10 protein-coding genes are annotated in these 12,122 nt (G+C 38.1%); 4 read left to right on the top strand and 6 right to left on the bottom strand.

The window, feature by feature from the left end; genetic code table 11:
- Nucleotides 1-43 precede the first annotated feature (43 nt).
- Nucleotides 44-460, top strand: a complete 417-nt coding sequence (locus NST91_RS03050; RefSeq protein ID WP_121448763.1) for an SRPBCC domain-containing protein — start codon at nucleotides 44-46, stop codon at nucleotides 458-460.
- On the top strand, nucleotides 460-831 hold the full coding sequence (locus NST91_RS03045) for a metalloregulator ArsR/SmtB family transcription factor (protein WP_121448764.1): 372 nt from the start codon (nucleotides 460-462) through the stop codon (nucleotides 829-831). The genes NST91_RS03050 and NST91_RS03045 overlap by 1 nt, the downstream gene beginning before the upstream one ends.
- Nucleotides 832-1,205: 374 nt before the next feature.
- On the opposite strand, the gene NST91_RS03040 is transcribed toward NST91_RS03045, so the two are convergent.
- The 4 genes from NST91_RS03040 to NST91_RS03025 all read right to left on the bottom strand — a co-directional run bounded on the left by NST91_RS03040 (nucleotide 1,206) and on the right by NST91_RS03025 (nucleotide 5,890).
- Nucleotides 1,206-2,414 (bottom strand): ATP-binding protein, encoded by a 1,209-nt coding sequence (locus NST91_RS03040; protein WP_341329963.1) that lies wholly within the window; start codon nucleotides 2,412-2,414, stop codon nucleotides 1,206-1,208.
- Between the two features lie 424 nt (nucleotides 2,415-2,838).
- On the bottom strand, nucleotides 2,839-3,498 hold the full coding sequence (locus NST91_RS03035) for a Na-translocating system protein MpsC family protein (RefSeq protein WP_341329962.1): 660 nt from the start codon (nucleotides 3,496-3,498) through the stop codon (nucleotides 2,839-2,841).
- Nucleotides 3,499-3,638: 140 nt separating this feature from the next.
- The gene (locus NST91_RS03030; protein ID WP_341329961.1) at nucleotides 3,639-4,328 is read right to left on the bottom strand and encodes a Na-translocating system protein MpsC family protein; all 690 of its coding nucleotides are present in this window, start codon (nucleotides 4,326-4,328) and stop codon (nucleotides 3,639-3,641) included.
- 233 nt (nucleotides 4,329-4,561) lie between these two features.
- A complete protein-coding gene (locus tag NST91_RS03025; RefSeq protein WP_341329960.1) occupies nucleotides 4,562-5,890 on the bottom strand; it encodes a polysaccharide biosynthesis protein in 1,329 nt (442 codons plus the stop codon).
- A 186-nt stretch (nucleotides 5,891-6,076) separates the two neighbouring features.
- Here NST91_RS03025 and NST91_RS03020 point away from each other — a divergent pair, with 186 nt between their 5' ends.
- Nucleotides 6,077-7,633 (top strand): ABC-F family ATP-binding cassette domain-containing protein, encoded by a 1,557-nt coding sequence (locus tag NST91_RS03020; RefSeq protein ID WP_341329959.1) that lies wholly within the window; start codon nucleotides 6,077-6,079, stop codon nucleotides 7,631-7,633.
- A 126-nt stretch (nucleotides 7,634-7,759) separates the two neighbouring features.
- Here the strand turns inward: NST91_RS03020 and helD are convergent, their stop codons facing one another.
- On the bottom strand, nucleotides 7,760-10,054 hold the full coding sequence (helD, locus tag NST91_RS03015; protein ID WP_341329958.1) for an RNA polymerase recycling motor HelD: 2,295 nt from the start codon (nucleotides 10,052-10,054) through the stop codon (nucleotides 7,760-7,762).
- A gap of 340 nt (nucleotides 10,055-10,394) precedes the next feature.
- Here helD and NST91_RS03010 point away from each other — a divergent pair, with 340 nt between their 5' ends.
- A complete protein-coding gene (locus NST91_RS03010; RefSeq protein WP_341329957.1) occupies nucleotides 10,395-10,622 on the top strand; it encodes a hypothetical protein in 228 nt (75 codons plus the stop codon).
- 57 nt (nucleotides 10,623-10,679) lie between these two features.
- On the opposite strand, the gene NST91_RS03005 is transcribed toward NST91_RS03010, so the two are convergent.
- Nucleotides 10,680-12,122, bottom strand: coding sequence for a M20 family metallopeptidase (locus NST91_RS03005; protein WP_341329956.1), 1,443 nt, complete (start codon nucleotides 12,120-12,122; stop codon nucleotides 10,680-10,682).

Genomic DNA, 12,122 nt, shown 5'->3' with positions numbered 1-12,122 from the left:
ACGAAACCAAATGGTTTTATATAATCGTAAAGGAGATTTTATTATGGCAAAAACACCTGATATAAAACAAACTGTTTTAATTGAAGCACCTATTGAAAAAGTATGGGACCTTGTATCGAACGGGGAAGGAATTGGGACTTGGTTCATGCCCAATGATTTAGTAGCGGAGGAAGGCCATGAATTTCATATCCAATCTCCTTTCGGACCCTCTCCATGTAAAGTGTTAAAAGTAGAGGCGCCACATCTTCTTACTTTTGCCTGGGACACGGAAGGTTGGGTTGTGGAGTTTCTATTAAAAGAAGTCGATGGAAAAACTGAGTTCACTCTCATTCATGGTGGTTGGAAAGATTCTGAAGAAACCATTGGTAAAGCAAATCGTAAAGCTTCAGAAATCCGCGAAACAATGAATGGCGGTTGGGCAGGTATTGTACAAAAACTTCGTCAGGTGGCGACTAATTAGTGGCAGAGACGGCCCAGAAATATGATGTTTTTCAAGCGATTGCTGATCCAACACGAAGAGAGGTGCTCCGTTTACTTTCAAATCAGGAACTCCCTATTTCAGAGATCACTAGTCACTTTTCGATGAGCCGGACAGCCGTAGCAAAGCATCTTCACATTCTTGCCGAGGCCAATTTAGTGAGCGGCAAAAAAATTGGTAGAGAAAAACGCTATCGCCTCCAGCCCGAATCGTTATCAGAGCTGCACGAGTGGCTAAGTTATTTCGACCAGTTCTGGAATAATAAGCTATCGGTGTTAAAGTATATCGCGGAGAAAAGTCCAGATGCTGATAGTGGATTAAAAGTTGTAAAGCCATCGGATTCGGATGACTAAGTTCATTATGTGTCTTGTGTTAAGGTCTTCATCGTTTGATGAAGACCTTAACTTTTAAAAAGAGCACACCTAACGAGCTACGTCATTGCAATGAAGGATTTTGTGCATGAGATCTGTTGATGCTCGGGACTTCAACAGCACCATGAAGGACTCTACGCGCGGATTCTCCCTGCGCTCGGGACTTCATCGACGCCATGAAGGACTTTGCACGCGGACCCTGCCTGTGGTCGGGACTTCATCAGCATCATGAAGGACTTTGCACGACAGCTCCAGTCGCGTTCGGGACTTCATTCACACGAGCGGCTCAGCTTGAGCTCAAATCTTGCATCCCACCAATGCCCCTCACTCGCCCAACAGCTCAAAATAAAAAGTCTTCATCCCAGATGAAGACCTGCAGATATTAACGGCAATGTAATTTCTATGGTTGTGCCTTTGTTTTCCTCGCTATCGATTGTTAGTTGGCCGCCGTGCTCTTGAATAATGGTTTGGCAGATCATTAAACCAAGGCCTGTGCCTTTTTCTTTAGTTGTGAAAAACGCCTTGCCGATTTTCTCCAATTTGTCCTTTGGGATCCCACACCCATCGTCAGCAAAGCGAAGTATCGCATTATTCCCTTTTGGATATAACGTAATATCGATGATTCCTCCATCATCGATTGCCTCGATACTATTTTTCAAAATATTAATAAAGACTTGCTTCAGTTTATTTTCTTCACAATTGATGAACGCATTTTTTATTTCATCATCATAGGCTGTTTTGATTCGGATATTATGCAGAATTGCCTGTGTATCTAAGAGAAACACCACTTCATTCAAAATCGTTGTGAGCTTTGCTTTCTTAAGCTCAAGTTTTTTGGGCTTAGCGAGTAATAGCATTTCACCAACAATAGTGTTAATCCGGTCTATTTCGGATACCATGATTTCGGAGTAACCATTAATCATTTTTGTAGCTTTTTCATCCTGTAAAAGTTGTGCAAACCCCTTTAAACTTGTAAGTGGATTTCGAATCTCGTGGGCTATCCCTGCTGCCATTTCACCAATCATCGAAAGTTTATCCGTTTGTTGAAGAAGCTCTTGGCTCTTCTTCACTTCCGTAACATCTCGGATGACTATATATTGACAACTATCACCTTTGTAGGTAATCGGCATTACTTTTAACTCTACAAAAATTTCGCCTAATACCGGATGGTCAATTGTTCCTTCTGTTATCTTTTTAAATTTATGTCCTTTTTCTACTTTTCTCGTTGTCTCATTAGCTTCATATTGGACAAAATCATACAGCGGATGTCCGATGACTGAATGATTGTCTGAAGCACCGATAAGAAATTTCCCCATGTCATTTATATAGAAAATTTTCTCTTCACGCATCAGAACAATTGCATATGGAGCATTTTCCACCAAAAAGCGGAACTCTCGATTTTTACGCGATTCAAAAATAGAAAATAGTGATGCAATTAATACGATTAGGAAGAGATACACTTCCCACCGATTCATAAAACCAACAAAAATGAATTGACCCAATACCAAAATCACTGAACACAGAAATATCGCAAAATTTAATGCCTTCCATCTTCTCTTTCCCATTTTCTCCCCAACCTTTTCTCTATTTTATTAAAAAAAGAAGGCTCCTTTCTAACAGATTGTTGTTTTTAATTGTAGGGTGATTTCCGCTCCTGGTACTCGCTTTCCGCGGGCGATCCGCAAGCCTCCTCGCTTCACTGCGGGGTCTCGCCTGGCTCGCTATTCCCGCAGGACGTTGAATTGCTTCCTTGAAACTACACCGCACGAAGAAAATGCCAGCATTTTCGAGGATCTCGTACCATCCACTGAAATCACTGAATGGACAATAATATATCCCTCGCATAATCGGATCAAAAAGCAACAAAGTTTACGAAAATAGCCAAAAAGAAAAAAGACCTAACCTCATAAATAGAAGTTAGGCCATGACGAAGGCTTGTCCAAATAGGACATCCTCGCATTTACCATATTTATTATAAAATAAAACAAATTAAGCTGTTATCATTTTTAAAGTTCCAGTCAACAAAGATATCGGTAACCGTACGCTGAAATACTTGATCAAACTTTCCATAGCGGTGCAGATATTTTTTTCAAGATCGTCCTTTGTAAAATGGAGCTCTTTTTTAAAGCCTTCCTCGATTAACGCCTTTTCAATAGGAACCAATATTCCTTCACGCTTCACGATAATAACTTTCGGGGAAATTTGGAAACTAGACGTTTCCTCAGGAGTCTTTTCAACGAGTTCGCTAATCCTTGCGACTTCGGATTCAAGAAGTGAAAAATTAATTTCCTCACTCTTTTTCATTGGTATTAATGGATTTTCCAATTCTGCAATAATGACGCCTGTATTATTCGGAAAGTTCCAATCATGAAAAAATGTCTTTACTTCCGTTTCAAGGGTTACCTGAAATACACCTTTTAATTCTGCTACAATACTTTTGATAATAACATCTCTTGCATGTTCCACTTGAATACGCTGATTCTCCTGTAAAAGGACCTCTTCCATTGGAGATATGAAACCACGGATTTGCAAAACTAAAAATTGGTCGGCTGTAGCCGCAAAACAGGCTTCAGGTCCCCGTCCAAATTTATTACGAAGAAGTTTGCTTGTGTAACTACTTATGTATTTTAATCCTTCCTGTAAATCCATGTGATTCCCACCTTTAGGGAATTCACTACAATAACCAATGACCTTATATTCATTAGCCTCTATTATTGTAGCATCGTTTCCCTTGCTTTTCCACATACACGTTTAGTTTGCCTTTTTCGGTAGGTTTTATTAGGAAATTCTTACTTACAATAAAAAACTTTATAGCTTACATCTTTGTCATAATTCCAAATCATAAAGATATCATCTATTTCTTTTTTTGTAATCTTGCTGAATCTCTTTATATTTGCATTGTAGTTGTTTCGAACTCTATTTTCCCTTTCTGAGAGAATGTGCATACCTTTCTCTATTAACAACCTTTCAATTGGCAGTAAATATCCCGCAAATCTAATAATATAAATTGTTGAACCGATTTTTGTGAACTCAAGCTCTTTTGGCTGATATTGATAAAATTCACTTTGTCTGCTGATCTCGTTTCGTAGCAACTTAAATTCAAGCGAATTTTCCGAAGGCGTCCTCTCTTCTTGAACCACTTCCACCAGAAGCACACCCGTGTTTTTTTGGAAGTTCCAGTCTTGATACAATTGGTTGATCTTTATATGCAATAGCTCCTCTAACGTTTCCTGAATAGGAACAAATAGGTCTTCCATAATATTTTTTCGGATTCTCTCGGCGGTTTCAATATCCTCCTTTTCAACGAGCTCATATTCAATTTTTGTCATGAATCTTTTTATGTGAACCACAATGTATTGTTCCGAAATCGACGTAAAGCAAGTTTCGGGTCCTTTACCAAACTTTGATTTTATTTGTTTGCTCACATAGCTGCTGATTTGTGTTAATTCTTCCTGTTTTGTCATGTAACTCCTAAACATCCGATCTATTATCCTCCTAAAAAGCAATAAAAAATGGCCTAACTTCTACACAAATAGAAGCTAGGCCATGGTTAGACTTAATCGTATTCTACCATTTACCAATCTTTTTAAAAATGCATTTTCATTTATTAAAATGATACTTTCTTATTAAGATAAAAAATGTGACTAATGACTGCTAGACATTAATCATGCTCATTTTATCACAAAGTTACTATAAAGACAAACAAAACAAACTATTGCGCCGTGTGTAAAAACTTGATTGAAAACACTGAAACACCAATTTTCCTACAGATTGTTACGTAATGCATAAATGCAAGTAAAACAGCGCCCATATTCATGCCAATGATGATTCCTTCCATTTGGAGTGTTTGAAGGGAGCCCAAGGCAAACATAATCCCAAATGATACGACAGTTGACCATACATTATGGATAAACGCATCCTTTACCAACCCTAGCCCAATTAAATAAGCTTGCATCGGGATTAAGAAGAAGTGGAATAAGAAATATGGCCATAACATTTGCAAATACACGGTTGCTGCTGATGATTCAAAGAATATATGTGTCAGTGGTTCTGCGAAATAGTAAAAAATTACACAGGCTGGGACCCCGTACAAAAAGGTCATTCTCATCACCTGTTTTAGCAGGTTTTGCAACATAGACATATCTCTCTTTGCGTATGCCTCAGATACAGTTGGTATTAACACAATCAATAATGAGTGCGCAATAAACGCTGGGAAAAAGCCAATTGTTAACGCGACCCCAGTCATCAACCCAAAATGCTCAGTTGCTACTGCTGCGGGCATGCCTGCTTTTAGAAGGGCTGCCTTTATTAAAAATGGCTGAACAGCATGTGAAATAGCATGGAAAATCCGCATTCCAGTTGTCGGCAAGGAAACAGCAAGCAGGTTTTTGCGTACAGCTTTTCCACTTAGTGATGATGTCGGCCGGTGACCTAATCTGCGATAGTGAATAAGGTACTCATATCCTAAATAACCAAAAACGATTAAATCACTTGCAACAAGTGTACACAAAGCGATAAGGATTGAAGTATGAATCTCAAATTCAAGTAATTGATAAATAAACACTAACAAGATTAACTGGACTGCTTTACGGAGGAAATTCGCAAATGCAATTCGCCCCATCGATTGAATGCCCATAAAATATCCTCTGGCAATCGAGAGAAATGAAACGATAGGAATAAACAATATAACTAGCCATCTAACAAATGGATGGTAATCATCAAAAACAGGGATGACCGGTAGAATCACAAATGCGAGTGAAATAATAATCGCTGTAAAAACAGTTGTTAAAACAGTGGCATGCTTTAGCATGCTCTTGTGATACCTGTCCTCTTTTTCGGCAATAAATTTCGAAATGGAAATAGGTAGCTCAAGACTTGCCAAAATGACAACCAAAAAGATGGAGGGCAAAATGGTCATATATAATCCCATTCCGTGCCCACCAAGCTCTTTTGCCAGAACGAGATTAATTAAGAACTCAACACACTCACCAATAAATGCTGCAATAATCAGTAACAATGTTCCTTTAAAGAAAGTCTTCATCCTGTAGCCCCTTATCTTTTTTTATCAATACTAAATAGATATGAGGCAAGTCCACAGATTATTTAACGAAAAGAAAATTTTTACTGTTCTACTAATAAAGTACCCTTTCCAACCGCTTGATTTCTCGTTTATAATCGTAATAGTGCAATTTGTCGAGAAACTAAACTATGAAAAAGGTGTAAATAGATGAGTATATTATCAGTTTCAAATGTGAGCCATGGTTTTGGTGATCGTGCAATTTTTAATGATGTTTCATTTCGTTTGTTAAAAGGTGAACATATCGGGTTGATTGGAGCTAATGGTGAAGGTAAATCAACATTTATGAATATTATCACTGGTAAAATTGAGCCGGATGCAGGGAAAATTGAATGGTCAAAAAATGTTCGCGTTGGCTATCTCGACCAGCATACGGTGCTCGAAAAAGGAATGACCATCCGCGATGTATTAAATAATGCCTTTAAATATCTTTTTGATATGGAAGCTGAAATGAATGAAATCTACGGAAAAATGGGTGACGCAACCCCTGAAGAACTTGAAAAAATGCTTGAGGACGTAGGAACTATCCAGGATACTCTTACAAACAATGACTTCTATGTTATTGATGCGAAGGTAGATGAAATTGCCCGTGGACTGGGTTTAGAGGATATAGGACTTGAGCGTGATGTTCAAGATTTAAGTGGTGGTCAGCGTACAAAGGTATTGCTTGCGAAGCTTTTACTTGAAAAACCAGATATTTTATTACTCGATGAGCCTACCAACTATTTGGATGAGCAGCACATTATCTGGCTTAGACGTTATCTTCAAGAATATGAAAATGCATTTATCCTGATTTCGCATGATATTCCATTTTTAAATAGTGTAATTAATCTTATTTATCATATGGAAAATCAAGAGCTTAATCGCTATGTTGGGGATTATGATAACTTCCAGAAAGTCTATGAGGTGAAAAAACAACAGCTTGAGGCTGCCTACAAAAAGCAGCAGCAAGAAATTTCTGAGCTTAAAGACTTTGTTGCCCGAAACAAGGCGCGTGTTTCTACACGAAATATGGCAATGTCACGCCAAAAGAAACTCGATAAAATGGAAGTCATTGAGCTTGCGAAGGAAAAGCCGAAGCCAGAATTCCATTTTAGAACAGGTAAAACGTCAAGTAAGCTTATTTTTGAAACGAAGGACCTTGTGATTGGGTATGATGATCCACTTTCAAAACCACTAAATCTTCGCATGGAAAGAGGCCAAAAGATTGCGTTGGTTGGGGCAAACGGGATTGGAAAAACAACTCTATTACGAAGCATCCTTGGCATGAATAAGCCACTATCTGGATCAGTTGAGCTAGGTGAGAACCAAGAAATCGGCTATTTTGAACAAGAAATTAAAGAAGCTAACTATAATACTTGTATTGAAGAAATTTGGAGTGAATTCCCTTCCTTCAACCAGTATGAAGTTCGTGCAGCACTTGCAAAGTGTGGCTTGACTACAAAGCATATCGAGAGCAAAGTTGAAGTATTAAGTGGTGGGGAAAAAGCAAAAGTACGTCTCTGTAAATTAATTAATAGAGATACAAACATCCTCCTTCTTGACGAGCCGACAAACCATCTTGATGTTGATGCAAAAGATGAACTAAAGCGTGCCCTTAAAGAATACAAAGGAAGCATCCTGATTATTTGCCACGAACCTGAATTTTATCATGATGTTGTGACAGATGTATGGAATGTTGAATCTTGGACAACAAAAGTATTTTAAAAAGAAAAGTGAAGGGCACTCAGCTTTAGGCGACAAGCAAAAGACAACCCCAACCTTCCGAATCGATAGGCTTAGACCAGAGAGCCGGTGGCGCCTGGAGCTAGACAAAAAAACGCAAAGCACTTATCAAGTGTTTTGCGTTTTTTCATATAACTCCTCATCCACTTTATCTAGTAAAAAATTCGTAAGATCCGTTCCGAAAAAGTGTAGCCGATGCAATGGACGGGTCATGGATACATATAGAAGCTTGATCTCTATTTCATTATGATCGAAGACTTCCTCGTTAGAGTAAATCATCACTGCGTCAAATTCCAATCCTTTTGATAGATGCGAACTGACAATAACGACCTCTTCCTTATTAATTTCCTCATTCTCTTTTAAAAACTGCACGGGAAGAGCACTATACTTATTGAAGGCTTTCGCTAGTTTTTGGCACTCTTTATTGGTCTTGCCTATGATTGCCACTGTTTTCATATTGTCATCATAAAGAGTCTTAATTACCTCAGTCATGGTGTGAACAGTTTCTTTCTCAGACCCACTAATTTGATGAAAAACAGGTTTTTTTCCGTGACGGACAACCGGCTCAACCATTGGCAGATTTAAGTGCAGTAGCTCAAGTAATTGGTTTGCTGCATTCATAATTTCAATTGTCGTCCGGTAACTTTTTTGTAGCGTTTTATAGGTTGCCCTCGGAAAAATATTGTCCCTAACTGTTGCCCAGTTGTTAATGCCTCGGTAAGAGTGAATTCCTTGGGCTAAATCCCCTACGATCGTAAACATGTCAGTTTCAAGTGCTGTTTTTAATGCTGCTAGCTGAAAATAGCTATAATCCTGCGCCTCATCAATGACAACATTGCGAGCCTTCAGCTCCTTTTTAACACCATAAAGTTTTGCTTTCAAAAATAAAAGCCCAGCTAAATCCTCAAGCTCATATGACTTTTTTAATTGTTTCTGATAGTCCATAAAGAATTGGATTTGCTTATCCGTCAGATACCCTGAAGCGTAGGTGGGAAATAGTTCCGTCACAAACCTTTGAAAATAGTAGAATACATCGTGATGTGGAAGCTTCTTAATATAGGTATTAACAGCTGTACGGGATTGCTTCGTAATTTCTTCAATAAGCTCTGCCTTTTTATCGAGCGCTTTTGTCACATAGCGACGACGCTTTTCCGGATCAATTTGAGTTTTGAATAATACGTTATCAAGCTTATCATCATAAAACTTTGTCACTTTATGAAGCATTTTTTTCTTTTCCAAACGGACTGTGTTTTGAAGCACCTTTTTCACTTTTTCGATTCGCTTATAATATGGAAGATAGCGATATTCATAGGTCATTAAATGATGAATATCTCTCGCCTTATATAGCCGAAATTTTGAAACAAAGAAATCCTCTTTTGGTAGCAACGAGCTTAAAATATCCTCCACATAATGCTCAAGCATATCACGGTACTCAAGGGAGCCTTTGAAAGCTGAAATCCATTTAATCATTTCAGCATTTTTATATTCATCATGGATGAATCCGAGTAGCTTTGAATCTGCTTTTGTGAGCTTAATGGGTTTTCCAAGACATTTTTTCACAAAATCAACAAACGTCGTTTGCTGGATGTGATCAACACCTAATTCGGGAAGCACCTCAGAAATATAATCAATAAAAAGGCGGTTCGGTGCTAGAATCATCAGCTGGTCAGGAGAAAAATATTCTGCATAGGTGTATATAAAATAAGAGATGCGGTGTAGGGCAATTGTTGTTTTCCCACTTCCAGCGGCGCCTTGGACAATAATGGGTTTGTTCAGATCCGCACGAATAATACTGTTTTGCTCCTCTTGAATGGTTGATACAATATCGGTTAAGCGGTTACTCGCACTCTCAGACAACGATTTTTGCAGAAGCTCATCGGTAGTTGTTAAATCAACATCTCGAATCTCCGCGAGTTCCCCATCCTCAATGATAAACTGGCGCTTTAATGCTAAATACCCATTATACTCTTCACCCTCAGCCTCATATGATACATCTCCTAGGCGGCCATCATAATAGAGATTTGCAACAGGTGAGCGCCAATCCACAATTATAGGCTGTTGGGTTTCCTTATCAAAGAGAGAGACCTTGCCAAAGTAGAGAACCTCCTCTTTTCCCGTTTCTTCTCGATTAAAATTAATTCTCGCAAAGTAAGGTTTATTGCGGTTTCTCTTCAGATTCCGCACCTCTTCATGCGTTCGTCTTAGTAAGGTTGAATTCGTTAACATATTAAGATAGCTCAAGCTACTGTCTTTGAAATCTACACCATCTAAGGCTCCCTTTAAATTTTCACGAAAATTCTCCTCGGTTGACTCTGATGCCTGAATGACAATATCCATATACTTTTTCGTAAAGTCCAATCGTTCTGCTTCCTCATCGAAGTTAGGATGTTTCTCCTCCATCATCAATCCACCTCCATTTTTCAAGAAGAAAAAACCATGAATTAGCTGATAATCCATGGTAAGTAAGCTCAAAGAACTAATTTTTCCGATACAATATGTAAAAGACGTATTTTTGATTATAGTATACACCATTAACGAAGGCAACCTATATTTTCCTTTTATGGAATATTCATTATTACTTTTGCTTGCAACACCTTAACTGAGAAAAAATGTTTGCCAAATAATTAGCAGCGCTTACATCTTACGCATTATTAAAGAGTAGTGTATAATTTTAAGTAAGTTCACAAATTATCCACAATTACTGAAAATATAAATAGGTTTTACAATACATAAGGGGGAGCTAATGATGATACGGACAGGTATTGCAGTTTTTTTAAGTTTCTTTTTATTACTTTTTGAAGGCTTCATTGTAATAAAGTTAAAAGGTTATACCGGCATTTATTTTGGAGACTTACAACTACTAGTTAGCGTGCTGGCGATGAATTTCTTTTTTACATTTACTCTATTAACTCATATTAAAATGTGGCATCAAAACAAAGAAGTGAATGATTCTAAAGCAGAAGTAAAATAAGTTGTCCAATAGCGTAGGCGCATGAATGAATCATGCGCCTCTTTTTTGTCTACCTTATTATGCTAATGGTGATGGCTCTACCCCTTTTGGAATAGGGCATTCATATGGATTTCCATCTAATTTTTCTTCTAATTCAACTTTTGCATCTTCAATTACCTCAGGACGAAGGAATAAATCTAATGCTGTATTAGCTAACACCTTACCTGCTTGAAGCATTCCTTTATGAGCAATTGATGTTCTTCCTTGAGAAACTAACTGCCATGAATGGAGTGGTGTTCCCAATACAAAGCATTCCCCAAAGAATTGTGCTGTTGGTACAATCCAACTTACATCACCAACGTCTGATGAACCAAACAAAATACCATTTGATTCTTCATAAGGGACCACAAGGTCGTTGAATGTTTTTGATGCAAAGTCTCTAGTAATTAAGTTGGCCTTTGATCCAGCCACTTTTTTCATCTCATTAAGGGCATTACTAACATCATCATCTGAAATTTGTTTTCTAATTTCTTCCGCATAACTCATTTCTTCTTCGTTATATTCCGCAAGGCCTACATTCTCCAAATGTTTATGTAACACTTGCCCTAGAGCATTATTTGGAATATAGTTTGAGCACGCTTTATCGAAAGTGACCTCGACTTTTGTTTCCGTCATCAAGGCTGCGCCCTTAGCAATATTTACAACACGTTCATATATACTTCTTACATCCTTCATGTGAGGTGCTCGAATTAAATAGAGAACTTGTGCCTCACTTTGGACAACATTCGGAGAAAATCCTCCTGTATTGGTAATCGAATAATGGACTCGTGCCTCTGGTATAATGTGTTCACGTAAATAATTAACACCTACATTCATTAATTCAACCGCATCTAATGCGCTTCTACCTAGATGTGGGGAGTTTGCAGCATGAGCAGCTACTCCTTTGAATGTAAAATAAACTTGATAGTTAGCTAGAGTTGATAGGGTAAATATTCCGCTCGTTGAATGAGGATGCCATGTGAGTGCACAATCAATATCATCGAACGCGCCTTCTCTTGCCATGAATGTTTTTCCTGAACCACCTTCTTCACCAGGGCATCCAAAATATTTAATAGTACCAGATACATTGTTTTCTTCCATATATTGCTTAACAGCAATAACCGCTGCTAATGGAGAAGTTCCTAGCAAATTATGTCCGCAACCATGACCATTACCATTTTTTTCGAGAGGTTCATATGTGGTTGACCCTGCTTTTTGACTCATTCCTGAAAGGGCATCAAATTCTCCTAAAATCCCAATAACAGGCTTTCCACTTCCAAAGGTACCAGTAAATGCAGTCTCGACTCCACCTACTCCACGTTCAACTTTAAAGCCTTCATTTTCAAGTGCCTGACATAAAACGTCCGCAGACTTATGCTCTTCAAACCTTGTTTCAGCCAAATCCCAAATTTGGTCACTAATTTTGATATAAGTGTCTCTTTTTGCCTCAATATAGTCGTTTATTTTCTGAACAAAGTTCAA

Origin of the sequence: Ferdinandcohnia sp. FSL W7-1320 (genome assembly GCF_038050315.1) — a bacterium.
GTDB classification, from domain to species: domain Bacteria; phylum Bacillota; class Bacilli; order Bacillales; family Bacillaceae_L; genus Ferdinandcohnia; species Ferdinandcohnia aciditolerans.
The sequence above is the reverse complement of the archived record's forward strand: the minus strand, read 5'-3'. Positions and strand labels throughout refer to the sequence as shown.